General features: G+C 57.8%; 25 protein-coding genes and 1 pseudogene. 14 read left to right on the top strand and 12 right to left on the bottom strand.

The genetic code is table 11. From position 1 onward, the window contains the following. Window positions 1–64: 64 nt before the first annotated feature. From ACPOL_RS24940 to ACPOL_RS24910, 7 genes are all read left to right on the top strand, one after another. Window positions 65–1,033 (top strand): sensor histidine kinase, encoded by a 969-nt coding sequence (locus ACPOL_RS24940; RefSeq protein WP_114209453.1) that lies wholly within the window; start codon window positions 65–67, stop codon window positions 1,031–1,033. Next, complete coding sequence (locus ACPOL_RS24935; protein ID WP_114209452.1) at window positions 1,030–1,779, top strand: response regulator transcription factor; 750 nt, start codon at window positions 1,030–1,032, stop codon at window positions 1,777–1,779. The genes ACPOL_RS24940 and ACPOL_RS24935 overlap by 4 nt, the downstream gene beginning before the upstream one ends. 75 nt (window positions 1,780–1,854) lie before the next feature. Next, window positions 1,855–2,052 (top strand): heavy-metal-associated domain-containing protein, encoded by a 198-nt coding sequence (locus ACPOL_RS24930; RefSeq protein ID WP_236657008.1) that lies wholly within the window; start codon window positions 1,855–1,857, stop codon window positions 2,050–2,052. 2 nt (window positions 2,053–2,054) lie between these two features. Further along, window positions 2,055–4,358 (top strand): heavy metal translocating P-type ATPase, encoded by a 2,304-nt coding sequence (locus ACPOL_RS24925; RefSeq protein WP_114209450.1) that lies wholly within the window; start codon window positions 2,055–2,057, stop codon window positions 4,356–4,358. Beyond that, entirely contained in the window at window positions 4,355–4,705 is a 351-nt protein-coding gene (locus tag ACPOL_RS24920) for a metal-sensitive transcriptional regulator (RefSeq protein ID WP_114209449.1), read from the top strand. Before ACPOL_RS24925 ends, ACPOL_RS24920 begins: the two co-directional genes overlap by 4 nt. 43 nt (window positions 4,706–4,748) lie before the next feature. Continuing rightward, complete coding sequence (gene lptG, locus ACPOL_RS24915; RefSeq protein ID WP_114209448.1) at window positions 4,749–7,082, top strand: LPS export ABC transporter permease LptG; 2,334 nt, start codon at window positions 4,749–4,751, stop codon at window positions 7,080–7,082. 98 nt (window positions 7,083–7,180) lie between these two features. Further along, window positions 7,181–7,939 (top strand): PIG-L deacetylase family protein, encoded by a 759-nt coding sequence (locus tag ACPOL_RS24910; protein WP_114209447.1) that lies wholly within the window; start codon window positions 7,181–7,183, stop codon window positions 7,937–7,939. Window positions 7,940–8,000: 61 nt separating this feature from the next. Here the strand turns inward: ACPOL_RS24910 and ACPOL_RS24905 are convergent, their stop codons facing one another. Continuing rightward, window positions 8,001–10,028, bottom strand: coding sequence for a DUF1800 domain-containing protein (locus ACPOL_RS24905; RefSeq protein ID WP_236657007.1), 2,028 nt, complete (start codon window positions 10,026–10,028; stop codon window positions 8,001–8,003). 193 nt (window positions 10,029–10,221) lie between these two features. On the opposite strand from ACPOL_RS24905, the gene ACPOL_RS24900 reads away from it, so the two are divergent. Continuing rightward, window positions 10,222–11,649, top strand: a complete 1,428-nt coding sequence (locus ACPOL_RS24900) for a cytochrome P450 (protein WP_414633319.1) — start codon at window positions 10,222–10,224, stop codon at window positions 11,647–11,649. A 70-nt stretch (window positions 11,650–11,719) separates the two neighbouring features. Here ACPOL_RS24900 and ACPOL_RS24895 read toward each other — a convergent pair whose 3' ends face one another. After that, the gene (locus tag ACPOL_RS24895) at window positions 11,720–13,018 is read right to left on the bottom strand and encodes a glycosyltransferase (RefSeq protein ID WP_114209446.1); all 1,299 of its coding nucleotides are present in this window, start codon (window positions 13,016–13,018) and stop codon (window positions 11,720–11,722) included. Between the two features lie 138 nt (window positions 13,019–13,156). Between ACPOL_RS24895 and ACPOL_RS24890 the strand changes: the two genes are divergently transcribed. After that, window positions 13,157–14,290 (top strand): SPL family radical SAM protein, encoded by a 1,134-nt coding sequence (locus ACPOL_RS24890; protein ID WP_114209445.1) that lies wholly within the window; start codon window positions 13,157–13,159, stop codon window positions 14,288–14,290. Here ACPOL_RS24890 and ACPOL_RS24885 read toward each other — a convergent pair. Next, window positions 14,280–14,948: a class I SAM-dependent methyltransferase gene (locus ACPOL_RS24885; RefSeq protein ID WP_236657006.1), complete on the bottom strand. Its 669-nt coding sequence runs from the start codon at window positions 14,946–14,948 to the stop codon at window positions 14,280–14,282. The two genes, ACPOL_RS24890 and ACPOL_RS24885, sit on opposite strands and share 11 nt — an antisense overlap. A 155-nt stretch (window positions 14,949–15,103) precedes the next feature. Beyond that, the gene (locus ACPOL_RS24880) at window positions 15,104–15,550 is read right to left on the bottom strand and encodes a bactofilin family protein (RefSeq protein ID WP_114209444.1); all 447 of its coding nucleotides are present in this window, start codon (window positions 15,548–15,550) and stop codon (window positions 15,104–15,106) included. A 196-nt stretch (window positions 15,551–15,746) separates the two neighbouring features. On the opposite strand from ACPOL_RS24880, the gene ACPOL_RS24875 reads away from it, so the two are divergent. Together ACPOL_RS24875 and ACPOL_RS36545 are read left to right on the top strand one after the other, a co-directional pair. Continuing rightward, window positions 15,747–16,652, top strand: coding sequence for a hypothetical protein (locus ACPOL_RS24875; protein WP_114209443.1), 906 nt, complete (start codon window positions 15,747–15,749; stop codon window positions 16,650–16,652). Window positions 16,653–16,816: 164 nt separating this feature from the next. Then, window positions 16,817–17,149 (top strand): carboxypeptidase-like regulatory domain-containing protein, encoded by a 333-nt coding sequence (locus ACPOL_RS36545; RefSeq protein ID WP_114209442.1) that lies wholly within the window; start codon window positions 16,817–16,819, stop codon window positions 17,147–17,149. A gap of 179 nt (window positions 17,150–17,328) precedes the next feature. Here the strand turns inward: ACPOL_RS36545 and ACPOL_RS24865 are convergent, their stop codons facing one another. Both ACPOL_RS24865 and ACPOL_RS24860 read right to left on the bottom strand, forming a co-directional pair. Then, window positions 17,329–17,532, bottom strand: coding sequence for a hypothetical protein (locus tag ACPOL_RS24865; protein ID WP_114209441.1), 204 nt, complete (start codon window positions 17,530–17,532; stop codon window positions 17,329–17,331). Window positions 17,533–17,563: 31 nt separating this feature from the next. Continuing rightward, the gene (locus tag ACPOL_RS24860) at window positions 17,564–17,983 is read right to left on the bottom strand and encodes a hypothetical protein (RefSeq protein WP_114209440.1); all 420 of its coding nucleotides are present in this window, start codon (window positions 17,981–17,983) and stop codon (window positions 17,564–17,566) included. An 872-nt stretch (window positions 17,984–18,855) separates the two neighbouring features. On the opposite strand from ACPOL_RS24860, the pseudogene ACPOL_RS24850 reads away from it, so the two are divergent. After that, window positions 18,856–19,077: pseudogene (locus tag ACPOL_RS24850) on the top strand (recombinase family protein); the annotation flags it as partial. On the opposite strand, the gene ACPOL_RS36540 reads toward ACPOL_RS24850, so the two are convergent. The 3 genes from ACPOL_RS36540 to ACPOL_RS24835 form a co-directional block, all read right to left on the bottom strand. Beyond that, a complete protein-coding gene (locus ACPOL_RS36540; RefSeq protein ID WP_414633318.1) occupies window positions 19,020–19,223 on the bottom strand; it encodes a replication protein RepA in 204 nt (67 codons plus the stop codon). The pseudogene ACPOL_RS24850 and the gene ACPOL_RS36540 sit on opposite strands and share 58 nt — an antisense overlap. Continuing rightward, complete coding sequence (locus tag ACPOL_RS36535; protein ID WP_114209437.1) at window positions 19,138–19,335, bottom strand: SDR family oxidoreductase; 198 nt, start codon at window positions 19,333–19,335, stop codon at window positions 19,138–19,140. The genes ACPOL_RS36540 and ACPOL_RS36535 overlap by 86 nt, the downstream gene beginning before the upstream one ends. Before the next feature lie 768 nt (window positions 19,336–20,103). Then, entirely contained in the window at window positions 20,104–20,955 is an 852-nt protein-coding gene (locus tag ACPOL_RS24835; protein ID WP_114209435.1) for a DUF2076 domain-containing protein, read from the bottom strand. A gap of 314 nt (window positions 20,956–21,269) precedes the next feature. Between ACPOL_RS24835 and ACPOL_RS24830 the strand changes: the two genes are divergently transcribed. Then, window positions 21,270–21,497: a hypothetical protein gene (locus ACPOL_RS24830; protein ID WP_150133127.1), complete on the top strand. Its 228-nt coding sequence runs from the start codon at window positions 21,270–21,272 to the stop codon at window positions 21,495–21,497. 71 nt (window positions 21,498–21,568) lie between these two features. On the opposite strand, the gene menC is transcribed toward ACPOL_RS24830, so the two are convergent. From menC to mazG, 3 genes are read right to left on the bottom strand one after another with little or no spacing between them, the layout of a single operon-like run. Beyond that, window positions 21,569–22,693 (bottom strand): o-succinylbenzoate synthase, encoded by a 1,125-nt coding sequence (menC, locus tag ACPOL_RS24825; RefSeq protein WP_114209433.1) that lies wholly within the window; start codon window positions 22,691–22,693, stop codon window positions 21,569–21,571. Next, window positions 22,683–23,552: a GNAT family N-acetyltransferase gene (locus ACPOL_RS24820; RefSeq protein ID WP_201758956.1), complete on the bottom strand. Its 870-nt coding sequence runs from the start codon at window positions 23,550–23,552 to the stop codon at window positions 22,683–22,685. The genes menC and ACPOL_RS24820 overlap by 11 nt, the downstream gene beginning before the upstream one ends. Further along, a complete protein-coding gene (gene mazG / locus ACPOL_RS24815; protein WP_114209432.1) occupies window positions 23,549–24,463 on the bottom strand; it encodes a nucleoside triphosphate pyrophosphohydrolase in 915 nt (304 codons plus the stop codon). The genes ACPOL_RS24820 and mazG overlap by 4 nt, the downstream gene beginning before the upstream one ends. Here mazG and ACPOL_RS33250 point away from each other — a divergent pair. After that, on the top strand, window positions 24,440–25,354 hold the full coding sequence (locus ACPOL_RS33250; protein WP_161557552.1) for a prepilin peptidase: 915 nt from the start codon (window positions 24,440–24,442) through the stop codon (window positions 25,352–25,354). The two genes, mazG and ACPOL_RS33250, sit on opposite strands and share 24 nt — an antisense overlap. The last annotated feature ends 31 nt before the right edge of the window (window positions 25,355–25,385 follow it).

Below are 25,385 nucleotides of genomic sequence, written 5' to 3'. Positions count from 1 at the left end.
AAGAAAGCAGAGCAAGAAAGAGACACCTCGCCCGATATACTGGGAGAGGGTCGACTCTACCTTCATGCGCAATATTCGCCGCCGCCGCGCTATCGCTCTTTTCATCTCGCTCGGCGTCTGCATGGTTGCCTTGGCCGTAACCCTGCAATTTGGCTGGATCATCCTCAACTGGCGTCGTCTGGTGCCCCTGGTTTTAGGGATTCCATTCTTTGCACTGCTCATCGCCGGAGTGATCTTGAACACCATCTTTCTGGTTCGCGAAGTCCGGCGCAATGAGCATCACGATAGCTTTCTAAATGCGGTCACTCATGAACTGAAAACACCAGTCGCCTCGATCCGCCTCTACCTCGAAACCCTGCAGCGCCGCAACTTGCCCGAGGCCCAAAGGCAGGAGTTCTACGGTATTATGCTGGCCGATAGCGAGCGCCTCCTTGCTACCATCGAACAGGTCCTGAAGGCGGGTGAGGTTGGGCAGCGGGCGAAGAAGAACCAGGTGCGAGTAGAGGTCGACCTGCTGACGCTGGTCAAGGAATGCATTCAGATCACGCTTCAGCGATATCATCTTGAGCCCGATAGGATAACCCTTCAACCGGTCGACCATCAGACGCTTCTCGCGGTCAGCGGAGACCGGCAGGATCTTCATTCGGCCATCCTCAATGTGCTCGACAACGCGGTTAAGTATTCTCCCGAACAAGTAGCAGTACGTGTGAGCATCTCGCTGGAAAACGATGCCTGGATACTGATTCGGGTGACCGATGATGGCATCGGAGTTCCGGCGGCGCACCTGAAAGGCATCTTTAAACGCTTCTACCGGGTGCCCAATATGTCTCTGCTCAAGGTGAAAGGGACTGGACTTGGACTATTCCTGGTGCGAAGCATCGTTCGCCAGCATGGCGGCGATGCCCGGGCAGAGAGCGCCGGCGAAGGTAAGGGGACCACCATTATTTTGCAACTCCCCCGACTACTCACCCCGGCAACCGAGTCGCAGACGGCGCTCCTGGACAGGAGCGAATCACTCACGCGGGTGCCATGATCGCTGACTCTGCCAACATCCTCATCGTCGAAGACGAAGCTCATCTCGCTCAAGGCCTGTTGTTCAATTTACAGGCAGAGGGATATCGAGCCAAAATTGCTCCCGACGGCAATGCGGCTCTCGATCTACTGCTCAATTCCCTTGATGACGCTGAATATTTTGATGCCGTGGTTTTGGATGTCATGCTTCCCGGCAAAGACGGCTTTCAAGTACTCTCCGAGCTGCGGGAACATGAGCGTTACGTGCCAGTGCTGATGCTCACGGCGCGCGCGCGGCCTGAAGATGTGCTGCGAGGCTTCAGCGCCGGCGCCGACGATTATCTCGCCAAACCATTTGATCTCTCAATCTTGCTGGCGCGGCTCAAGAATTTGCTGCGGCGGATGCAGTGGAATCGGCGCGAAAAGCCTGGTCGACCACCGACTGCAGAACCATCCGAGCTCCCCTTCAGCTTCGCGGGACGCACGATCGATTTCTCCAAGCTCGAGTTGATCACTCCGGAGAAGACGATCCATCTCACCTTGATGGAGGCTGACCTGCTTCGTTATCTCGTCCAGAATCGCGACCGGATTATCTCCCGGAAAGAGTTGCTGGAACAAGTCTGGCGCGTTCGCGAGGACACCGATACGCGGGCCATCGATAACTTTATCGTTCGCTTGCGCCGCTACATCGAAGATCGTCCTGCCGACCCGATCTACCTGCAAACGGTACGAGGAGTCGGCTATCGTTTCCTGCCCGGAACTGCCTGAGGCGAATATCCGCTCCGTTTCGGTCTCCACCTGCATCAAAGTAGTATAGGGGTAGGGGGTATAGCTATTTTGGAGATGATACTGCGCATTGACGGCATGCATTGCGGTGCTTGCATTCGCCGGGTGACCCAGTCGCTGCAGAGAGTTCCAGGAGCCGAAGTGGAAGAGGTGCGGCTCGGGGCAGCGCGAGTGAAGTTACCGGAAGGTTCCAGCTCAGACGCGCTTATCGCTGCCTTGAGCGCGGGCGGATTCGCCGCTCACCAGGAGAGCTGAACGTGTCCGGCCTGGAAGCGACGAAGGCGTCAGAGACTGCGGCGCAGGCGACGATCACCATCCCCGTCCTGGGCATGTCGTGCGCTGCGTGCCAGTCCCACGTGGAACGTGCCTTACGGCAAACCCCGGGAGTTGGTGAGGCGGAGGTCAACCTGATGACGCACTCCGCGCGAATCGTCTTCGACCAGAAGATCGCTTCTCCTTTGCAGCTCGTTGAGGCAGTTAAGAGTTCCGGCTACGAGTCATCGTTACCTGCAGACGACGCTACACCTGCATCGCACGTGCACCCGGAAGCCGCCGAAGGCAAGCTGCGTCTTCAAGCACTGTCGACGCTTGTCCTGGCGGCTCTGGCCATGCTGCTCTCCATGCCCCTGATGAACGGCATGGCGGCAAACCCTGGTCCTGTTTCGCGGCTATTGATGGCAGCGCTGCCCATCCTCTATCGAATTCCGGCCCAGGCACTCGGATGGACGTTGCTCGCGATGACGCTCGCCGGTATGTCGCTCGCGGCAGGCGAGGTCTACAAGCCTGCATGGAAAGCGCTCCTCCACCGCGCCACGAACATGAATACGCTGGTGGCGCTGGGAACGATCTCCGCACTGCTGTATTCGGCGTTGGCGACCCTCGCGCCTTCTCTGTTTGTGACCCACCGCCTCCGTCCGGATGTTTATTACGAGTCGGTGCTGTTTATCCTGGCATTCCTGATGCTTGGACGGTGGCTCGAGGCTCGCGCCAAGGATCGCACGCAGGAGGCGCTCAAGGCCTTCTCCCGTTTGCAACCGCAGACCGCGCGCGTCCTGCAACAGGGTCGTGAAGTGGAAATTCCCGTCGCCTCGGTACAACCAGACGACACCGTCGTCTTGCGTCCAGGTGAACGCGTCCCGGTTGATGGCGTCGTGCTCTCGGGCACCAGCAATGTCGACGAATCGCTGGTGACCGGCGAGTCGATCCCTGTACCTCGCGGACCCGGCGACCGCCTCATCGGGGGCTCGCTCAACTTTGACGGTGCACTGGAATACCGGGCAACGTCGCTTGGGAACAGCAGCATTCTCGGTCAGATGCTCCGCTTAATGCAGGACGCGCAGTCATCACGTGCCCCAACCCAGAAGCTTGCTGATCAGGTCAGCGCCGTCTTTGTTCCCGCGGTGCTGGGAATCGCGCTGCTGACGCTCGTTGGCTGGCTGATCCTTGATCGTGCGAATCCGAGCTACGCCTTCGCCGCCGCGGTCACTGTCCTGGTAATCGCTTGTCCCTGTGCGATGGGGCTCGCGGTGCCTGCGGCGCTGACCGTTGCGATCGGCCGCGGCGCGCAGCTTGGGATTCTGTTCAAGAGTGGCGAAGCAGTGGAGCGCCTGGCTGGTGTCGACACCGTTCTGCTGGATAAAACGGGAACGCTCACGATAGGAAAGCCGCGAATTCATGGCATCTATCCCACCGCGGATACCAGCAGCGAAGAGTTACTGCTGCTGGCTGCATCGCTCGAGCAGCGTTCCGAACATCCACTCGCGCGCGCCGTCCTCGAAAAAGCGGAAGAAAGCGGATTGAAGCTCAAGCCGAGCGTCGACTCAAAGGCCGTTCCCGGCATGGGGATTACCGGTGTGGTTGAGGGCCATCGGGTCGCTGCCGGCAACGCGGCATTGATGGCGCAGCTTGGCATCTCTACTTCAGAAACATCGCTGCAACCGCACCAGGGCAGCGTTCTTCTGATTGCGATCGATGGCCGCTTCCACGGCTACCTCACCGCTCAGGATGAAATCCGCCCAGGAGCAGCCAGCGCCGTCAAGGCACTCAAGGCTCGCGGCCTGCACACCATCATGCTCACTGGAGACAATCCGGAAGTCGCCCAATCCATCGCCAGACAAACTGGCATTGTTCAGGTGTATGCCGGACTGCTGCCTGCACAAAAATTGGAACACATCCGCGGTTTGCAAGCGTCGGGACGAAAAGTCGCGATGGTAGGGGACGGCATCAACGATGCCGCTGCTCTGGCCCAGGCCGACGCTGGCATCGCCATGGGAACGGGTACCGATCTGGCTCGGGAAGCCGGGGATGCGGTCCTGCTCCGCGGTGAGCCAATGTCGATCGTGACCGCTGTCGATCTGGCGAGGGCAACCGTGAAGACAATGCGCGCCAATCTCGGGTGGGCGATCGGCTACAACATCCTGGGGATCCCAATCGCGGCCGGGGCTCTCTATCCCGTGCTCGGCATCCTGCTCAGCCCGGCAATCGCCAGCGCCGCAATGGCTTTAAGTTCGATCAGCGTTCTTGGTAATAGTCTTCGTTTACGGAGGTTCGTTCCACGATGAAAATTCCCAAACCAGCGACAGCGGAGACTCTCGAGGTAAGCTGTCTCTGCGCCGGCGAGCGCAAGGCCGCCGCCGTGGATCCTGAAATTAAGGCCTCCGTGCTTGCTCGCCTCGCGCGCATCGAGGGCCAGGTTCGGGGCCTCAGGAATATGGTCGAGTCGGAGCGCTATTGCGCCGATATTTTGCTTCAGATCTCCTCCGTCCAGGAAGCACTGCGTGGCGCCAGCCGTCAACTCATGCGCAACCATCTACAGCATTGCGCTGCTGATGCGATCCGGAAGGGATCACCCGATGCCGATGCCATGTACGACGAGCTGCTCGACCTGGTCTATCGCCATGCGCGATAAATCCTGCCGCGGATAGAGTTGTAAACTCAAGACAGGTTCGTCCATGCGCATTCTCAGCCGCTACATCTTGAGGGAAGTCTTCTCGCACGCACTGATTGGCGGGGCGCTCTTCACTTTTATTCTGTTCATGCGGGATCTCGGTGGGATCCTGGCGCTGGTCGTGCACAACAGTTCTTCGCTGGTCAGCGTGCTCAAGATCTTCCTGTTCACCCTGCCCAACACCTTCACGGTGACCATTCCGATGGCAGTGCTGGTCGGAATCCTGTTGGGTCTGGGGAGACTGGCGGCCGATAGTGAAATTACCGCCATGCGCGCCTCCGGCATTGGCGTGTTGAGCTTTGTACGCATTGTGCTGGTCGTTGCGGTTCTTGGCTGGCTGGTGGGCATGGCGAACTCGCTCTATTTCGCGCCGCGGGCATCGGCAGCGCTGCTTCGGCTCAAAGCTTCGCTGCTCACCTCGCAGGCATCCTTCGAGATCCAGCCGCGGGTGTTCTATGAAGACTTTAAAGATTACGTCCTCTATGTGCAGAATGTACGAGCCGGAACGGGAGCATCCAACTGGCAGAATATCTTCCTCGCCAATCTCACCGATCCTTCCTCTCCGCAAATCATCAGTGCGGAACAAGCCACGGTTGTCAATGACACTGACGCTACTTTGCGCATGAGGCTGCGCAATGGCGTTGAGCACGAAACCAGCGCCAGCCAACCGAACCAATACAACATCTCCACCTTTGGCGTGACCGATCTACCTTTGCCTCTCAGCGACAAGGACGATACCCGGTTGGGCAGAAGCGATGCCCCCATCCTTGCGCTTTCGAGTAGTGAATTGATCGCCCGAGCCAGAAATTCGCCGAACAGTGTCGACGGGAAGGCGGCGCTGATTGAATTCAATAAGCGGCTCTCTTATCCCGCCGCCTGCCTCGTTCTTATGCTGGTGGGCGTGCCGCTGGGCATGGCCTCCAGGCGTGGCGGCAAGAGCGCGGGCTTCGTGCTGACCATCCTATTGGTCTTCGTTTACTATTTTTTGTCCATCATCGGCGTGGCGCTGGCACGCCAAGGAAAGGTTCCGCCATTCGCGGGAGTCTGGCTTTCGAATGCCGTCTTCGGCATTTGCGGAGTCTTTCTGCTTCGCCAGATAGCCACCGGCAACGCGGCGCTGGCATATTTCGGAACGATCTCCTCCTGGGTAAAAACGTGGTTCGCTAAATTCGAAGCACCAGCGCAGCGATCTCCCGCCGTGGCCCGGGTCAAACGTCAGGGGCGAGGAAGATTTCCTCTCATCCTGGACGACTACATCCTGCGCGAATTCCTGACGACTCTCGGCCTGGTGCTGGTCACCTTCGTGATGCTGCTGTTGGTTTTCACCTTCTTTGAATTGATTGGCGACATCATCCGCAATAAGACGCCGTTCGTGACCGTCGGGGAATACCTGATCAACCTGACCCCGAGCATGATCTACACGATTACGCCACTAAGCGTATTGCTGGCAGTCCTCGTGACCTTCGGCACCATGCACCGCACCAACGAACTCACGGCGATGAAAGCGACAGGCATCAGCCTCTACAGGGTTGCCCTTCCGGTGCTGGTGATTTCTCTGCTAGTCGCCAGTTCCCTCTTTGCCTTCGATGAACTCTATGTTCCCTCCGCCAATCGCCGCCAGGAAGCCTTACGCAGCGTCATTAAGGGGAAGCCGGCGCAGACCTTTTTCCGTCCCGATCAGAAGTGGATGTTCGGGAAGCAGGAAGCTGGGCGGCCTGATCGAATTTTCTACTACCAGTTCTTCGATCCCGACCATGACCGCTTCGCCAATGTCACCGTCTTCGAGCTGGATCCTGCGACGTTTACACTCTCCCGGCGCATCTTTGCAGCGACCGCCCACTGGGAGCCGGCGGTGCAGCAATGGATCTTCGAAAGCGGGTGGGTCCGGACCTTTAGTGGAGATTCAATCAAGACCTACGCGCCTTTTGAAGTCAGCACCTTTCCTGAGATTCCTGAGCAGCCGCAGTACTTCAAGAAGGAGAGTCTGCAGTCTCAGGAGATGAGCTTCGTGCAGTTGCGGCGCTACATACGCGATCTCAGCCAAAGCGGTTTCGACACGATGCCGCTGCTCGTTCAACTCAATCGCAAACTAGCTTATCCGTTGATCACCCTGGTCATGGCCGTGCTCGCGATTCCGTTTGCCCTCTCGATGGGGAGGCGCGGCTCGCTGGCGGGAATCGCCGCCGCCATCGGTCTGGCGGTTACCTACTGGGTGACCGCGGCCATGTTTGAAGCGATGGGGAACGTGAATATGCTGCCGGCGATCCTTGCTGCCTGGTCGCCCGACGTCCTCTTCGGTTTAGTTGGGAGCTACCTCCTGCTGAAGACCCCGACCTGAGTAGGAGTATCACAGTTGCACCTCCGCTTAGCTTCGTACGATTCGGTTGGTGCCCAGTTTGCCCGTTCGCGTATCCTGTTCTTTTTGAGGGAGAGCTATTGGCCTATCGACTGATGTGCATGACCGCTCATCCGGATGATGAGTGCGGCGCTTTTGGCGGAGCATTGCTCTTGGCCCATGCAGCCGGTGTCGAGACGACAGTGATTTGTCTCACCGAGGGCCAGGCGGCCTCAAATCGCGGCGACGCCTCAAGCGGAGAGGAACTGGCGCAGATGCGCCGCGACGAATTCGCCGCCGCCGGTGAAATCCTCGGAGTCAGCCGCGGCGAGGTGCTCCATTATCCCGATGGGAAGCTGGCCAGGCATGATCCTACGGAGCTGATCGGTGTGCTGGTCGAGCGTATTCGGCAGTGGAGGCCGCAGGTCGTCCTTACATTCGGTGGCGAAGGCGGCGTCAATCTGCATCGCGATCACACCGTAGTCTCGCTCGCCGCCACCACCGCGTTTCACTGGGCGGGGCGGCCCTCCGCTTTTCCGGAACAGATCGATCGCGGCATGCAGCCCTATTGGCCGCAGAAGCTCTATTACTCGGCAACTCCGTTCTTGTTGGTTCAGGATGAGGTGGCCAAGGCGAACACGAGCCGCACGCCCTATTCTCTAACACTTCATCTTGGGAACCACGCAGAGAAGAAGTACGAAGCATTCCGCAAGCACACCAGCCAGGCGATCTTGCTCGACAAAGCGCGTAAGGCATGGGAGGCGACCGCCAACCTCGAATATTATCTTCTGGTCGCCGCCCGTGGTCTCCAAGAGGCGGGAGCCGACGTAGCCATGTTCCAAGGCGTCATTGAGGATTAATGGCGGTTGCGGTCGTCAACCGAATCGGCGAACTGCGTATCATAGGCTTCCTGCCGCCCATCTACTTCAGCTGAAACTCCGGCGAGCCTAGAATCAGGGCAGCGATCGTGTTCAGCACCTGCGTCGAATCCGCCGGGGACGGACTGGCCTGGTCCTCCGCGATTTGCTTCAGGATCACAGCGTTTGTCTTGGCCGAAACCGCGCCGCCGATGACCATCTGTTCGAGCAAGGCTAGTGCTTCTTCGCGTCCGCTGACCGGCTCCCCCGCTTCTACCGAAATGCGGCGGACTGGAGACTTCACCGGCTCAACCTCCCGGGCGAGCAATCCGGTGGCAAGCAGATGCGTGGCGTCGAAAGGTGTGTTTCCCAGCTTACCGCCTGTCAGGGTGAGCGAGAGATTCAGCCGGTCAACCAGCGCTGCGGAGTTCATCCAATGGTCGGCGGTCATCGGGTAGCCTGTCGGCGGCTGCATCTGATAAAGCGGCTCGCCCATCGTCTTGAGCACGTTCACGACGGCGGCGGGATTTGCCGGGTTGGTCTCGGTTGCGCGGAAGGCCGAGGCTACAAACTCGAGTGGCGTTTTCACCTTGACGCGGTAATACTTGCGCGCAAAGAACTCGGGCGAACGCTCCATAGTTCTCAACACCTCCCGGATGTCGCCGTCAGAGGAGAGGAAGGATTTTGCCATCCGGTCGACCAGCGCCGGCGGCGGCTCATCGGCCACGAACCGCTGGGCTAATTTGAAGCTGATGAAGTGGGCCGTCTGCGACTGGGATGCCAGCCAGTTCAACGCCGCCTCCCCCTCCGCCACACCGTTCGGTCCGGCCTGAAAGGCGACCTTCTGCCGAAACCATTGCTTGTCTCCGGGCTCATGTTTGCGCGGCTCAAAGAGAAACCCGCCGCCTTGGTCAGGCCGGTCGACCGTCCATCCCGTGAGGATCTTCGCCAGGTTGGTGACGTCGGCCTGGGTGTAGCCGCCACTCACTCCCACGGTATGCAACTCCATGAGTTCGCGGCCATAATTCTCGTTGAGGCCTCTCTGTGCGTTCTTCTGGTTGGCCTGGCGATTCTCGGCCGCCTTTGAGTCTGGGCCGATGCTCAACCAGTTATCCAGATAGACGAGCATTGCAGGGTCTTTTGCGGTAGCCGTCAGCAAGTCCCGAAACTTGCCTAAAGCATGCGGGCGAATGGTGTCTCGTTCGTAAGCGGGGGTATAAAGCGCATCGCTGTCCTTATTCAGAAATACATTGAAGTGGTTGAACCAGAAATCGGTCATCACCTCTTGCAGCTGGCGTTCACTCAAGATAGCGCGAAGTGCCTTCGCTTGTTGAAGCTCGCTCTGAACGACATGCGCAGCATCCGGACCGCCGCCCATCGCCGCGAAGATCTCCCGCTCATGCGGATTGAAGTCCGCGATCAGCATTTTTTTCTGTGGATCGGGGGTACTGCCAGCGAGCACGATCCGCTGCTCAACCGGAAGCTTGAAGATCGCTGCCATGCGCTGCGCCTTAGGCATACCGAGAATCTGCTCGGAAACCACCAGAGCGGTGGCCTGGTCCTGCTTCTTCTGGGCTGCCTTCTGTGCCTCTTGCTGCTCGGGAGTCTGCTGGTTGTCCTGTTCTTCTTTGCGGACCTGCTGTTCGTGCGCATACTTTGTCTCTAGCACCTGGTAGACGCTCGCCAGGGCCGGATCCTGAGGGTAAGTCTCTTTTCCCTCCAAAATCTTGCGAAAGACCTGGTTCCTCGGAAAGTCAATTGCGGTTTGCGAGGGTGTCAGCTTTAAAGCCGGATAATCCTCCAGCCGCTTCTCCAGGACCGCGTCGGGCACAGTCTCGGGATTCAGCTGTTGCTCAAACCAGGCGTCCGGCCCCAGCTTCATGACAGCTGTGATATCGCCGGGCCTAGGGCCGAATGTGCATCGATTCAGCAACTGCGCGGCCTTTTCGCGCTGCGTCAATGGAGCTTCGACAGTGGCCGCGGGCAGGTGATGTTGCGGTCTCTTCGCAGTCAGTTGCGCGGAGGCGCCGGAAGATAGCGGGAGCACCGCCAGCAGCCAGGACAACGAAGACACTCGGCTCCAGCGCATCATCGGCTCCCTTCATCCCTATGAACAGTATTTACGGCAGGATGTTGCGGGTTGAAGTTGCAGACGATACACACGATCATCGTGCGCTCTGCGAGGCAGATGAGTGAACGAGCTTGGATCACACGGAGGTGAGAACGAATTCCGCCCCGTTCACCCCATCAATTCGCCCGCTTCGCCGCAGCTTACTATAAAGCCAGTGAACACTGAACCCGACATTCGCACGAGACCTGGATCGCGGAATCCGCCCGGCCCTCCTTTCCTGCCGCGGTTGCTGAGCGGCAAGATGTTTAGGCAGAGCACCATCGACTTTCTGACGGACAACGCAAAGCGTTACGGCGACCTGGTGCACTACGGCGCCGGCAATCGCAAGATCTTTCAGTTTAATCATCCCGAGTTGATCCAGGAATTACTTGTCAATGACGAACCGCGCAACCGCCGGGGAATCGTCATGCAGCGATCGCGCTTCATTCTTGGCGATGGCCTGCTGACCAGCGAAGAACCTCTGCATATGCGCCAGCGCCGCATGGCCGCTCCAGCCTTTCACCGCCAGCGGATCGCCGCCTATGGCGAGGTCATCTCGCAGTACTCTGCGGAGATGATCGACCGTTGGCAGCCCGGTCCGCTCGACCTCCATCCGGAGATGCTATTGCTTGCTCTACGCATCGTCGGCAAGTGCCTCTTCGATACCGACGCACAAGCCGAAGTCAAGAAAATCGCTGCCGCAGTTGACGCCTTCATGGGCTTTCTGCCGCTTGTCTTTCTGCCCTTCTCCAAGCAGATCGAGAAGCTCCCCTTCGGGCCTATGGAGAAGATCCGTAAGGGCGGCGTCGATCTGGATGCCATCATCTACGGCATGATCGCCGAGCGGCGCAAGTCCCCGGGCGATCGCGGCGACCTGCTCTCCATGCTGCTCGAGGCGACCGACGTTGAGGAGAACCCCGAAGCGCTCCAGGATAGCCCCGCGGCTCAAAAACCAGCGGCGCACATGACTGACAAGCAGGTTCGTGACGAATGCCTCACGGTGATGTTGGCGGGGCATGAGACGACCGCTAACGGCCTGAGTTTCGCCCTGTGGATGCTCGCCAAACATCCCGAAGCGCAGGAAGAGGTGCACCAAGAGGCGGTCCGGGTTCTCGGTGCTCGCGCACCAGTCGCGGATGATTTCCCGCGGCTTCGCTACACCTACATGGCGTTCGCGGAGACGATGCGCCTCTACCCGCCAGTCTGGGTGATCGGACGCAGCTGCGGCCCCGAGCCTTACGACTTTCGCGGGTTCACCATGCCGGCTGGCGCGATCTTCATTGCTCCGCAGATAGTTGTGCAACGCGACCCGCGTTTCTGGCCAAATCCGGAAAAGTTCGACCCGCGGCGTTTTGCCGAGGAGAACCGATCGTCAGAGGGCCGGCCCGTCCGGCCAAAGTTCGCCTATTACCCGTTTGGGGCCGGTTCCCGCCAATGCATCGGCGAAGGACTGGCATGGATGGAAGGGGTCTTTGTACTCGCCACGATTCTCCGCAACTGGCGAGTGCGTCCGGCACCAGGCCTGCCGGAAGAACTGCCGATGAGTCCGTTGATCAGTCTGCGTCCGAAGCACGGGGTTCCGCTGGTTTTGGAAAGGCGCTAGAAAAGCTTGGAAAGGCGCTAGGAAAGCCGGCTTCAGATGCGGCGGGAGGTTGTCGCTTCGGAGTGAACCTTCAGTTAGAAGGGTTGCTTTCGATTGCGGCATCTCTCATGAACAGTGCTTCGATCGCGTCGCAGGCGTGGCCGATACCGTTCTCTGCTCGTAACCGGTCGCCGATCTGCTCCGCTTTGCTCGAATATTGCGGATCATCTAACAATTTTTCGAGAACCTTCGCTGCATTGCTGGCGGTATAGCGGTTCCTCGACAAGGTCAGCCCGGCTCCCATCCTCTGCACTCGTGCGGCGTTGTCCGGTTGATCGAAGCCGCAAGGCATGATCAGGGATGGTCGTCCGGCTCGTAGGGCCTGGGCAGTCGTGCCGCTGCCGCCTTGGTGCACGATGGCGGCAGCATGCGGGAAGAGATTCGAGAACGACGCGTAAGGAACCGCAATCATCTCCGAAGAAGCTCTCGGGGGTGGTGGGTTATCGGCAATCAGGAACACGGCGCGCCTCTTCACGATCGCGGCCGCTGCGGCGCTCTCTTCAAAGAAGCCGCGTGGTTCGTGGACAGCCGACGAACCCAGCGTAAACACGATCGGCGGTCGGCCGGCATCAAGAAAAGCGGACAGCTCAGCAGGAAGCCCACTCTGCGCCTCGGCGTCGTCGTAATAGACATAGCCAGGCTGGATGGTGTTAGGCGGCCAGTCGTCCTGCGGACGAGCGATCTCCGACGAGAACAGCGCGAGCGTCAGGTTCGGCGAAAACTTGTCATAAAAGATCGGATTGCGTCCTGGACGAAGGCCAAGCTCGCGGCGCAGCTTCCGCACCGGCTTCCACCAGGAAAGCGTCGCGAGCTGGGCCGTCTTCAACAAAGCCTTGTGCACCAGGGGACTTGCGCGGTAGAGAAGATCGAGTGACGGGGCTAGCGGAAATACCGGAGGATCCAGGGACGAGAAAAAGGAGAAAGGCGAGAGAATGGCGGAAACCCACCGCATCCGGAGCTTCTCGGCCACCAAGGGAGCAGCGAAGACAATTTCCCCGGCAATCAACAGATCGGCTCCCGTGACTGCCTCGATGAGGTCCTCGTATGTGTCTCGAATCACAGGCAGAATAAGTCTTCGAAGCAGTACCTCGGGGCCTCTACGCATGTCCATCAGTGGACCCATCAGGGCCGGGTCGCGAACCGCAATGTCCGGCCGAATGACATGGAACTGCAGCCCTAGAGCTTCCACCTTCGATCGGTAAGCCTCAGTGCTTGCAATCAAAGGCCGGTGGCCGCGCTCCCGCAGCGCGAGCGCAAGCGCGAGGCAGGGATGCAGGTCACCCAGGGATCCGATGGTCGCCAGGACGATTCGCTTGGAGCCGTTAGGCATCTTCTCCCAGTATCGGCGATCCGGCAGCGTCTTTGGAGGAAGGGCGCTAAACGCCTGTCCTGAGATTGGAAAGATAGCGGCAATTTATCACTTGACCGCAGGGTTACACGGGACTATGGTTTGCATAAAGGCGAACAAATGGCGAACACCCTAATAGCTTCCCCTTCTCTATTCCCGATCCTCGACCAACCGGCCGCAGACTGCCGATTGAGCCCTAAGGGGATCGCCAGATTGGCGGCTTCGAGTTCCAAGGTCGACCATGGGCACGAAGTTGAATTTCGTAGTCTCAAAGTTCGATCGATCCTGAATAATTCCGTCTCGCGCCGTCGCCTCTCGTTCTCGAAAAGCATCAACCCCTATCGTGGTTGCGAATTTGCCTGTCGTTATTGCTACGCGCGCTACACCCATGAGTACATGGAGCTCCGTCAGCCGGAAGATTTCGAGCAGAAGATCTTTGTGAAGCAGAATGCGGCCTGGCTGCTGCAACAGGAACTCCGCCAGCTTCGAGGAGGGGAGGAGATCGCCATCGGAACGGCGACCGATCCCTACCAGCCCGTGGAGCGGAAGGCGAAGGTCACACGCAGTCTGCTGGAGGTTTTTGCACAGCGACGCCGGCTTCGGATCGGCATCGTCACCAAGTCGACGCTGATCACCCGAGACATCGATCTGTTCGAGAGGATCGCAGAGCATAACGAACTGGTAATTCACCTAACCATCACCACTCCGGACGCGAAGCTGGCGCGTATTCTGGAGCCTCGCGCTCCACGCCCTGATCTTCGCTTGCGCACGGTAGCCAGGCTGCGTCAGGCAGGCCTCCGTACTGGCATTCTCTGCTCCCCATTGCTGCCCGGCATTACCGACAGCCTTGAGGCCATCGACTCGATGGCGAGCCGGGCTAAGGATGCCGGGGCCAGCTTCTTTGCCGCTCAGCCGCTCTTTCTCAAGCCGTGTTCCCGCGAGACCTATCTGGCGTTTGTGCGGAAGCACTTCCCTGCCCTCGAATCGCTCTACCGTTTCCGCTTCGATGGGCGAGATTTTGTTGCTGATGCTTACCGGAAACGGATGGAGGCGCTGGTAGATGAAGTCACTCGGAAGCATGGCCTAGCATCGCGGAGCTCTGATGCTCTACTGACCAGAGATGTCGGGAGGGAGCCACCCTCGAGTCCCTGCGGGCAGACGACGCTATGGGTGGAGAAGAAGCCGCCACTCAGAACCACGACACCGTTCTCCGTAAGATCCAGTGGTCCTAACGGCGGCTCCTCTACCTCGTAACGATCACCTCGTACACATTGTCCTTCGCGAGGAAGAACTTGCAGCCTTCGTAATCGGAGAAAAGCTTTTCGATCTTGCGGTTTGTATGCACCTGGCGTACCGGATGGCGTTCCGCCTCCTGCATCTCGACGACATCGCCATCGGTGAGGTGGTAACGATAAAAAGCAGTGGCTGCGCCAGTCGTCTTCGTGTGAAAGAAAGCGAGGATGCGGCCTCCAGGCTTAAGACTCGCATAAAGGCGACGGACGATTGGGGCTAGTAGGGCTTCGGGAAGATAGTCGAGGGTCGTCCATAGCAGCACTACATCAAAGAGGCGTCCGTTGAAATCTAGATGCTGGTTGAGAAAAGTCTCTGCATCCGCCTCTATGCTGACGTCGTCTTCGCTAGCCGGATTTTGCCAGTCGCTGCGGTTGGCTTCGGTGAGGATATCTGCCATGCATACGCTGTGACCGAGGCCGGTCAGGAAGTTAATGCTCGATGATGATGTCGGCCCAATATCGAGGACTCGCAGCGACTCTTCGTCCCGCAGGTACTTAAGCATCGCCGACCAGCCAGTCGAATGCCTCGGGATACGCGGACCCACCAGCGTGACACGCTCTTCTGGCGAGTCGCCGGTGGATGCCCTGTTGAAGATATTGCGCCATGCCTTGAAGGCCACGTGACTATCCCTCGCTGAAATGCCGCTGCCGGCTTCGCGTCGCGCCAGAGAAGTCTGCTTATTGGCACACGAAGCGGTCTTGTCAGGTTTTCTCTATGAAAAACAAAGCCTACGGAGTCTATGTCCGGCTAAAAAATTCAATTCGGGCACTTGATTTAGGCTTTCGACCCTGAAGTGAAAAGACCTCCAGAAGCAGTCTGCGGCGTCGCTGACACTGCTGTTGCCGCTGACGCTACGCTCTTCGCCGACGTCGTCGGAGCAGCAGCTTGTTGCTGAGATAAGTCTACCTTGCCGGAGAACAAAGAACCGTCTTCAATCGAAATCCGGGCTGCTCGAACATCGCCAGTCAGATTCCCCCCTTTTCTCAGATCGACGCGGACCGTGGCGGTCACGTTGCCGTTCAGAGTACCGAGAATGACAATGTCGCGGGCGGAGACATCGGCATCCACGCGCGCCGTGGGCCCCACCGTCAGTTTGCTGTCGATCAGGGTGATTGTTCCTTCTACATGGCCATCGACGATCAGGTCTTCGCTGCCCTTCACCTCGCCACGAATCTCGACCGACTTGCCGATCGACGCAGCACTGCTCTCCGTAGGACTCATGTCGTTCTCCTCTGACCGCTTTCGATGTACGCGGAGTTATCCCCGAACTATACGCAAGGACCAAAGGCCACCGCAAGCCCAACCGGAAGCATTGGCAGAGTAGGGAGCCCCATATTCCCATTAAAATCCCACTACAATCATGCAATGGGGCGGGAGTGACATTCCCCCCTATTGGAACGTCTGGAGAGATATGACAATGATCAACGCTCGAGTGCGCCGGCAGCTCCTGGCGGCGAGCGCCTTTGCCGTCGTGGCCATGCTTTCAGACTCTGCCGCTTTTCTCTCTGCTCAGCCGTCGGCGCCCAACGCCGCGTCAAGCGACCCAGCCGCGCTCGTTCGCCGCGCGTCACAGAATGAGCTCCGTCCGTCGTCTCCGCCCTACCCAGTCCGGTACAAGCTGCGGAAGCAGGACGAGAAGGGCGTCACGACCAAGGAGATCGTCGAAACTAAGGACGGAGACGTAGCCCGGCTTATTGCCAAGAACGACAAGCCGCTCACCCCGCAGGAGAACCAGGCTGAGCTCGATCGATTGAATAACCTGCTCGCGCATCCTGAGATACAAGAGCACCGCCACAAACGTGAACAGGAAGACAGCGGACGCGCCGATGAGATGACCAAGCTGCTGCCAGACGCGTTTCTCTATACCTATCTTGGAACCGTTCCAGGACCCAACGGGCCGGCGCATCGCCTCAGTTTCAAACCGAATCCAAACTTCAATCCGCCCGACCGCGAAGCCGAGGTTTATCACGGCATGGAGGGGGAACTCTGGCTCGACCAAGCTCAGGAACGGATCGTCAAACTCGATGCCCACCTCATTGCCGACGTGAATTTCGGCTGGGGCATCCTTGGCAAGCTCTATAAAGGCGGCAGCCTCAGCATCGAGCAGAAGGACGTCGGCCACCGTCATTGGGAAGCTACGCTGTTGAAGCTGAATCTCACCGGAATCGCCCTGATGGTCAAGCCACTCAGCTTCCAGACCACCGAAACCTCGACCGACTTCGAGCCAGTCCCAGTCAACATGAGCTACCAGGATGCTGTTCATATGTTGGAGTCGGATAGTATCGGCGCTCAAGTCGCTCAGGGTACGGCAATCAAAAAATAATCGACGCTTGCTAGGAGGCAGCTCTGGAGTTCGCCCTGACCGGAGTTGCCTGGTATCACAAGTGAAGACTGTCGCCAAGGTCTGAAGTGGAAGACATCCGTATGCTGATTAGACGTCAGCGAAAAATCTCGCCTAAAGGGTAGGTAAAATTCCATGGAAGGCCGGTGAAGAGACTCTGCTCCATTCGGGTTGCAGCCTTGCTCTGTTCTTTCGCCCTCTTATCTCCTGCTTTAGCTTTTCAATCATCGAATTTAGGTCGGCAGGCTGGTTCAATCTCGGGCCGTCTTCTCACGGACACCGGTCACCCCGTCCAGGGAACGGCGGTATCCCTCCTGAATACTCAAAAAACGCTGCACCTGGTCGCTCAGAGTGATGCTTCCGGAGCTTACGTCTTTTCATCCCTTCCCGCAGGCCAGTACCTGCTACTGGCTTTTCACCCTGGCTACTTCGCCGAATATTTCAATATGGGGCGCGCCGGATGGTATCCAGGGCGTTAAGTTGCTTGCCGGCAAGCCGGTCACAACCGTGGACTTCAAGCCGACGCCATCACCGCCGGCCAAAGAGCTGCGCGACGAAGCTCTTTGGTGAGCTATTCAACACAGGAGGGGGCGCAACTGTCGTTCTACTCAGGAATGCGCTACTTAGCTTACCAGACAACTGACGTGGTCTCCGGCGACTACCGGTGCTTCTTTCCCGCGCCTGGAACACTCGGCGCTGGAACCGAAATCGCCGGGGTCATCTGCTGCTGAATCGCGTCCAGCCTGCCGTCGATCCTGCGGACATCCCTCTGGAAGAAGTAGTAGGTACCGACCACGCCCGAGGCAAGGCCATGGATTTGACGCGCAAGCGCCTGGAACGCGGATACCGCCTCGCGTCCCACAAACCCACAGCCTCGACGACGGCTACTTCCTTTAGCCTTTTACATCCAAGCTGTTAGAGCTAGAAACGCTGTCCTGTTTGAAGAGGTCAGCAAGACCGGTGAATTTTGCCGCATCGGTTAGGTCTCCATGTGCGGCATCGAAATCACCAATACTCTGTAACGTGCCGGTGAAATCGATATTTCCGGAGGTGGCTCGGGTGTAACCTGTCTGGCCTGTCGGTTGATAGCTCGGATCGTTGGCGTTCAGGTCCTGGAACCCTGAGGCTATGAGAGCTACTTGCTGGAGAGTTGTGAGTTTTCCACTGGTGGCAAGTCCGTCTACCTTGTCACGGATCTCAGAGACGGTAGCTCCATCGCCATCCAAGGGGCTGCTCGCTTTGGTGTTTCCGATCGTCCCTGATGCGTAGAGGTCGCTCAGTACGCTCGCATTGCTTATGCCTGCAATGTTCATTGAGACTCCTTTGATGCTTGCGCTCAGCGCAGTGCTGTAGGTGCGACCTTATTGCTGAATAAGGATGCTGGAGGAGAGTGTCGTACCTGGATTGTTGGTCCCAGTTGACTGAAGATTAAATGTGCGAGCACCGCCAGCAGCGAGCAAGCTTGTGATGTCATACCAATACTGATAGCCCGTGATCGTCTTTCCGTTGGTGCAGATCGTATAGCTTGAACCACACAGGCTATCCGTTAAAATAGTGCACCTGCCGGAATCACAGACCCACTTGATCCTCCAGGCTTGGCAATTGGCTGCGATCCATAGCCATAAACACTGACTACTTCAAGAACCTTGTAGTCGGTTGTTGGATACAGATTGTTTGTTGCAGACCGGTTTACAGTGTACTCGCGCACCAATGTCGCTGTTGAGGTCGTCTGATCAAGTGCTGTACGTTAACACACTCGTAAGGGGAGGTGCCGAACCTTCAGGTTGGGGATGGCTGATTGCCGGCTGTTCTACTACAGCAGTCTCGTCAGAATTGGCTCTGGCAGGTTGCACCACGAAAGAACTAAGGTGTTGCTCCCCCTTCGTAGATTGCAGAAGGAGCTTGTGTCGACTGCGCATGGCCAGTCTGCGCAAAATAGTTACAGCCAATCATCACCGTAGATACGGTGAAAGCGCGAAGCACTTTATACATTATGATCCTCTGTGTAGAGGGTAAGCACGTCTATAGCCGTCGTATCTAGCGAAGGATGAGAAATCAATGAGACGTATGGAGCTTGATTTCGCCTAAACGTAAGAGGGTGATCATCTGTACTCTCTGACACCACCAAAGCAGTAGCTGACGGCCAGTTCTGTCAGCACTGAACGTCCGTTACAAACGCAGACAGATGCCGGAGTTCGTCGCCTACTGTCGCGTTTCGACCGACCGGCAGGGTGAGAGCGGCCTTGCACTGGACGCGCAGCGCACTGCCGTGGCGCGGTTCATCCAGGGCGCTTCTCTGCTGGGCGAGTTCCAGGAGATCGAGAGCGGAAAGAATCACACTAACCAGCCTCAGCTCACCGCCGCCCTTGCCCGGTGCCGCACCAGCCGCGGGACTCTAGTGATCGCCAAGCTCAACCGGCAAAGCCACATGTACACATCAAGACCGAGAGATGACCGCCGCATCGCTTTAAGGATGCGCATATCGAGCGGTACAGGGTGGTCGATAATCTCCTGAAACGGTCTTTCGCCCAGCCCGATACAGCTCTGCAGCATTGTTGACCAGGATTGTTATCTTTCCGAGGTCGGCGGAGGTCTTAGCAATCATTTGCCTGAGCGTCTGAGTGTCCGTCACATCGCACGCTAGGAGCAGGGCTGATACGCGCATCGTGTCAAAAGCAAATCAAGCAGGATTTGTGTACACGTTTGTGCATTATCCAGCGTCTCGTTTCTGACTGCCGCCGAGATTTCGCCAACGAGTTTATGGAGGGGATCGACGAACGGGAAGATTACGGAGAGGTTCGCTTTATTGCCGGAGCAGGTATCAGCGCGCAGTGGAGGAAATCGAATATGGCCGCTTTTTTTACGTGTCTTCTTACTTTTGCAAATTCCTGATCATCGTCAATCATGATCTGATCGATGTTCCAGGCTGGATCTACGGCTCTCAGGTACAGGCACAGATCGGGAAACGGAAGGTCTGGCTCGCGACGCTCGTGAACGCCGTGTTTTCCCGGAATCGCCGCAGGCTTTGCGATCCGCTTCTGGAATCGTCCCAAGCCGGGATATGTCTTAAATTACTGGTTCATCTACTGCGCAGTCGCGATGCTGTCGGCAGTAGGCATGTGGTACATCCCTTATTTGCGGGGTGCGCCTGCAAAACAAAGGAGGGAGTACTTAGCCATGTATGTGGGAACTCGTACATCCTGCCTGAACGCGTAGACACCTTCGCCCAAACCTCTTCCACGTGTGTATCCACTTCCTGTTTTTCGCAAACTTCTGCTTAGCCGCAATTCTTAGTCTCAGGGAGGCGTCGAGCTGATCGGGTGCCCGCCGACCCGGCCCAGGATCAGACAATGGCGCGCGACGTGGAGGCATCCTGTTGGAAGCACCCACGCCGCGCAATCAAGGTCAGCCTTCGAGTTCGCCCGTTTAGGAATTACACGAGGCTTGAGTCGTCGCCGCCGCCGTCATCAAAGCTCCCGGAATCATCGAAGCTGGAGCTGTCATCGAGTCCGCCGGTCGTCTGGTCATCATCCAGCGTGTCGATTCCCTGCGGATCCGTATAACTGGCATCCTGGAGTTGCGCGCCTCGACCATCGTCCCCGGGCCGCTCGTCGAAGGAAGCTTCATGCTCGTGATGCTCCTGCATGCCGCCAAGGTTCTGGTTAGGATCCTCATAGTAGTTGTTGACGATCGTCTCTTCTCGAGGCCCATCGAAGCCGCCTCCGCCGAAGCCGCCGCCCCCGCCAAAGCCGGGCTCGCCAAAGCCGCCTCCGCCGCCGTGACCAAAACCATGCATCAACGACTCGACTCCCTCAAACGCCAGAGCCCCAGCAGCAACGCCCGCAGCGGTAGTTGCTGCCGATCGCAGGAAGCTGGATCCGCCTCCGGAAGGTGCGGCGGCGGGCGGTGCAGCCGCATAATCTGGTGCGTAGGAAGGCGCCGGAGGGTAGTATTGCGGAGGCGTCTGGGCTCGCTGTGGTAGTGGTGGAGCAGGAGCAGGATCGTGCCGCCCTAACAGGCTCCCCAGGAAACTGTGAGATTGGGCTGGCTGCGGGTGCGCTTGCGCATCCTGAAGCTGCTGCTGCAACTGCTGTACCTGAGCTTTAGCGCGATCGAGCGCGAAGTTTTGCACCAGCACCGTTTGGGCAAGAATATAGAGCGCGTCGGGACTGCTTCCCAGGCTCTGCTGCAAAAATCTTTCCGCTTCCTCATCTTTTTCGGGCAATTGTGTCTGCTGGATTTTGCGAACCAGGTCATTCAACATCGAGCTTTCCTGCGGCGTCATTGCTATCACTCCTTCTGCTTCACACTTAAGAACCCAGATCCTTCAATTAGATGCGGGGACCGCTTTGCGCAATCACCCTAGGGCATGTGCGGATCTACTTTCGAGCCGCGTATTTCGAGCCACGGGCTATCCATAAACCGATGCACTCGCACTTTGATTCCCGAACAAGCCGTATACGTAGAGGGTAGAGTTAAGGTTCCGTCCTCCGCCTTTCTCCCCTTCCCGGCATAAGACAAAGCGACGAACTCGCTCGCCGGTCCCTTTTTCATTGCGGAGACAGGTGGTCTACTCTACTCCAAGATGAAGAGAAGCATGTGGCGATGAAGAAAAGCATTTGGCGAGCCGTGATTGAAATAGCCTTCATCGTCTTTCTGTTTTATTCCAACCTACTGATGGGTGAGTTCGAACGCTCTGGCATGGGGCAGGCGAAGGGCTTAGCTTGGGCGCTCAAGGATGTTTTCACGGCTTCCAATTTCGAGATCGCATTGATAGCGGCGATGGTTGGCTACCTTCTATTTGAGTATCTTCGGAGTCGTTCTTAGGAGAGATACGGCGCCTCTTGATCCTGCTCAGCTTTGATCTTCAACCGATGCGGTCCGCCACGTTGGCAGGATTAGGAGACCAGCTGCATGGCACGAATCTCTTCCTTACGCACTGTTAACCGCTCGACGAGATCAGTGCGTACCTCAAAGCCCCTACCAGGTGTCTCGGGCACTTGGATTTGTCCAGCCGAGGAAACTTTGACGACCGGATCGATGATGTCTTCCTGCCAGTAGCGCATGGACGCGGACACATCACCCGGCAAGGAGAAGTTAGGCAGCGAGGACAGCGCAATGTTGTGAGACCTGCCGATTCCCGACTCGAGCATGCCGCCGCACCACACCCGAATACCCCGTTCCTGAGCGACGTTGTGAACAGCGATCGCTTCGCTGAAACCGCCGACCCGGCCGCATTTGAGGTTGATGATCCGGCAGGACTCCATCTCGATCGCGGCTAAGGCATCACGGCGGTTGCGGATTGACTCGTCCAGGCAGATCGCCGTTTCCATCCGCTTCTGCAGCATGGAATGGAAATAAAAATCATCTGCCCAGAGGGGCTGCTCGATCATGAGCATATCGAACTGGTCCCACTCGACGATGCATTCAATGTCTCTCATCCGGTATGCCGAATTGGCATCGCAACTGAGAGTAATTTCTGGCCAGCGATTTCGAACGGCGGCAAATACTTCTGTGTCCCAGCCGGGTCTGCATTTGAGCTTAATGCGTTGATATCCGGCCGCAAGTTCTTTCTCTATTTCCTCAAGTAATACTGGAATAGATGGCTGTATCCCAATCGAAACACCGCAGTTAATGACATCTCTCGTGCCGCCAAGCAGCTGCGCCAAAGGCACATTCCGCATCTGTGCTTCTAGATCCCATACTGCATTCTCGAGCGCCGCCTTGGCCATGCGATGGCCGCGTACGTGCTTGAAGATCGAGGGACATTTGCCACTATGGGCGATCTCGGCAGCGGCCAGGGCCGGAGCCAACTCATGCTGCAGCATCAGCCAGGCGGTGTCAATCGTCTCGTAGCTGAAATATGGATGTTCACCAGCGACGCACTCGCCCCAGCCGGTCAGCCCCTCTGACTTGATCTCAACCAGCAGAATTCGCCGATCCGTAGTGGATCCGAAGCTGGTGATAAATGGCTTAACAAGGGGAATTCGCAATTCACGGAGAAAAATCGCATCAAGCTTCATGGGAAGGTTGTCTCGCTGCTTTCAGGAGTTGCGGTACTTCGGGTCTACGCCAAAAGCCCAGTTGATACACGCCGTTGATTTCGCCACCACCGGATCCGTTCAACTTCTTCCCACTATTTTCCTTCGTGAATCCGACGACTGTGAGGCCGCGGGTGAAGGCATCGAGAAACCGCCTTCTCACTTCAGACTGCACCGCCTCGGCCTCAGACAGCGTGACCGGGGACTGCTTCCATGCTTGCACCGCGCCCGGAACGACAATGGTCTCGACGACTTCCGAGGACAGAGCTGGTTCGCCGTTCAGTGCTGAATCAACCCGGGGAGAATTCATCCACCATTCGGCATGGAGCCGGTCGGTCGGCAATCCTGCTTGCAGCCGACTTGAGAATACACCATAAAAGTTTGGGGTATAGCTGTGAACTACTGCCCCAAGCCGAGCGACATTCAGGTAGGCATTCTTGATTTCGAGCGGATCAAAGGTCCACTCCATGCGCTGAATACCACGGGCGAGCGCGTCCTGCCGCTGCGCGAGCTTCAACTTACGGCCGATCCCCATGTCACGGTATTCGGGAAGAACAGCCAGCATATGGGAGTGCAGATAGGCTTGCCCGTCCTTCACCCCAGGCATTGACATGGCAAAGCCGATGAGGCTCTTGCCGTCGCCACCCGGCTCGTTCGATCGGGCGAGGTCGAAAGCGCCAAAAACCTGGCCTCCGATGCGCTCGATTACGATGAACTCCCGAAGCGGAATCGTGTCCCGGACATCATAGCCCCAGATCTCCGTCTGCATCCGCACGCAGACGTCAAACTCGTCGAAGCCCTGGCAGCGGCGGATAAGAATCTTTTGCGCCGGAGCTTTCATCTGGTCGGCTCCGGAAGACTGCGCTCTACCTGCTTCGCCCCCGCCCAGAGTGACTCGAGTTGATCGGCGGACTGTCGGTCCAGAGGCGAGATGGAGGCAGACTCCATCGCCGCGTAGCGACGGCGAAACTTCTGGTTGGTTCCGCGCAAGGCAAGTTCGGGATCGACGCCAAGGTGGCGTGCCAGGTTCACTGTGGTAAAAAGTAGATCGCCGAGTTCATCCTCAATTCGATTTTGCTCCTCCGAACTGATCGCGTTTCTCTCTGGACCCGGAATAACTTCACGCAATTCTTCGATCTCTTCTTCCAATTTGGCGAAGACTCCATCGGTGTCCGGCCAGTCGAAGCCGCTCTTGGCCGCCTTCGATCCCAGCTTGGAAGCTTCCAACAGCGCGGGGAAGGATCGTGGAACCGCATCGAGAACCGATGCTTTGGCAGCGAAGTCCGGGACGCTTCCCTTTTCGGCAATCTTGATCTGCTCCCAGTTGCGCAACACCTGCTCCGCGCCGATCCCGCTCGTCTCTAAAGCCGCAGATGTATTTCCAGCAGCCGCAGAAGCCTGATCACCGAAGACATGCGGGTGCCGCCGCACCAGCTTCCGGTTCAATCCTTCGATTACGTCGGTGATGTTGAAATAGCCGGGCTCAGCGGCCATCTGCGCATAGAACAACACCTGCAGCAGCAAGTCGCCAAGTTCTTCCTGGAGGTTTTTCCAATCCTTGCGATCGATCGCGTCGATGACTTCGTAGGTCTCCTCGAGCGTGTACCTGCGAATGGATTCGAAGTCTTGCTCCCGGTCCCAAGGACAACCGTCGACCCCTCGCAACCGGGCCATGATCGCAACCGCATCGGCAAAGACTTGTCCGGCCGCAGCCGGAACATCTTCGCCTTGGTCCTCGGCGTCCAGTCCCATGTCTTTACTCTAAACGATAGCGGCGGAGAACAGCGTTCCTGGGCCACTCTCGATCTGGAAATTGTCGCCGCCTATACTCGCTACAGAGTGCCGGAACTCATCTCCATCTTTACTGTGCTTGCAGGCCTCATCTTTGGCAGTTTCTTGAATGTCTGCATCAGCCGCTTGCCCCAGCATGAATCGATCGTCAGGCCGCGTTCTCGGTGTCCGGTATGTCGCTCTCCTATATCCAGTTGGGACAATATTCCGATACTCAGCTGGATCCTGCTTCGAGGCCGTTGTCGCGCCTGCCGCAGCCACATTTCTCGCCGTTATCCACTGATCGAGGCAACAACTGCGGCGCTCTTCCTGCTTTCGATTCTGCAGTTTGGGATGAGTTTTCAAGGAGTAGCTGCTTGCGTCCTTTGCTGGCTCCTGCTCGGCTTGGCGGCGATGGACGCCGAGACCATGCTGCTGCCGGATGCGCTCACCGTGCCGGGGACCGCTTTAGGAGTGGCCTACTCTGGCTTCTATGCGGGAGAGCATTTCTTTGCGTGGCGGGCTGCGGGAGAGTCACTCCTGGCCGCAGCGGTAGCGGCGGCATTCATTATGCTGATCCGCTGGCTTTACTGGCTCGCCCGGAGGCGAGAGGGCATTGGGCTCGGCGATGCCAAGCTGCTGGCTATGATCGCCGCCTGGATGGGGCTCTGGCAAGCTGGGCTGGCACTATTTCTAGCTGTCGTAGCGGCGGCAGCTTACGGCCTCATCCTCATTGCTTTGCGTAGAAGACTGGCGACAGCATCGAAGCTCGCCCTTCGCATTCCGCTCGGAGCTTTCCTTGGAGCTGGCGGGATCTTTGCCCTCTTTGAAGGGATGGACGCTCTAAAGTGGTACTTTGACTTATACCGGTAGCCCCCTCAATCGAAGCGACTTAGTGCGAGCT

The organism is Acidisarcina polymorpha, from assembly GCF_003330725.1.
Taxonomy (GTDB): domain Bacteria; phylum Acidobacteriota; class Terriglobia; order Terriglobales; family Acidobacteriaceae; genus Acidisarcina; species Acidisarcina polymorpha.
The sequence above is the reverse complement of the archived record's forward strand: the minus strand, read 5'-3'. Positions and strand labels throughout refer to the sequence as shown.

What these genes read in the sequence shown, in the direction of transcription:
- ACPOL_RS24940 (WP_114209453.1), top strand. Translation starts at nt 65, where the DNA reads ATGCGCAATATTCGCCGCCGCCGCGCTATCGCTCTTTTCATCTCGCTC.
- ACPOL_RS24935 (WP_114209452.1), top strand. Translation starts at nt 1,030, where the DNA reads ATGATCGCTGACTCTGCCAACATCCTCATCGTCGAAGACGAAGCTCAT.
- ACPOL_RS24930 (WP_236657008.1), top strand. Translation starts at nt 1,855, where the DNA reads ATGATACTGCGCATTGACGGCATGCATTGCGGTGCTTGCATTCGCCGG.
- ACPOL_RS24920 (WP_114209449.1), top strand. Translation starts at nt 4,355, where the DNA reads ATGAAAATTCCCAAACCAGCGACAGCGGAGACTCTCGAGGTAAGCTGT.
- lptG (WP_114209448.1), top strand. Translation starts at nt 4,749, where the DNA reads ATGCGCATTCTCAGCCGCTACATCTTGAGGGAAGTCTTCTCGCACGCA.
- ACPOL_RS24905 (WP_236657007.1), bottom strand. Translation starts at nt 10,028, where the DNA reads ATGATGCGCTGGAGCCGAGTGTCTTCGTTGTCCTGGCTGCTGGCGGTG.
- ACPOL_RS24895 (WP_114209446.1), bottom strand. Translation starts at nt 13,018, where the DNA reads ATGCCTAACGGCTCCAAGCGAATCGTCCTGGCGACCATCGGATCCCTG.
- ACPOL_RS24890 (WP_114209445.1), top strand. Translation starts at nt 13,157, where the DNA reads ATGGCGAACACCCTAATAGCTTCCCCTTCTCTATTCCCGATCCTCGAC.
- ACPOL_RS24880 (WP_114209444.1), bottom strand. Translation starts at nt 15,550, where the DNA reads ATGAGTCCTACGGAGAGCAGTGCTGCGTCGATCGGCAAGTCGGTCGAG.
- ACPOL_RS24875 (WP_114209443.1), top strand. Translation starts at nt 15,747, where the DNA reads ATGATCAACGCTCGAGTGCGCCGGCAGCTCCTGGCGGCGAGCGCCTTT.
- ACPOL_RS24860 (WP_114209440.1), bottom strand. Translation starts at nt 17,983, where the DNA reads ATGAACATTGCAGGCATAAGCAATGCGAGCGTACTGAGCGACCTCTAC.
- ACPOL_RS36540 (WP_414633318.1), bottom strand. Translation starts at nt 19,223, where the DNA reads ATGCTGCAGAGCTGTATCGGGCTGGGCGAAAGACCGTTTCAGGAGATT.
- ACPOL_RS36535 (WP_114209437.1), bottom strand. Translation starts at nt 19,335, where the DNA reads ATGCGCGTATCAGCCCTGCTCCTAGCGTGCGATGTGACGGACACTCAG.
- ACPOL_RS24835 (WP_114209435.1), bottom strand. Translation starts at nt 20,955, where the DNA reads ATGACGCCGCAGGAAAGCTCGATGTTGAATGACCTGGTTCGCAAAATC.
- menC (WP_114209433.1), bottom strand. Translation starts at nt 22,693, where the DNA reads ATGAAGCTTGATGCGATTTTTCTCCGTGAATTGCGAATTCCCCTTGTT.
- ACPOL_RS24820 (WP_201758956.1), bottom strand. Translation starts at nt 23,552, where the DNA reads ATGAAAGCTCCGGCGCAAAAGATTCTTATCCGCCGCTGCCAGGGCTTC.
- mazG (WP_114209432.1), bottom strand. Translation starts at nt 24,463, where the DNA reads ATGGGACTGGACGCCGAGGACCAAGGCGAAGATGTTCCGGCTGCGGCC.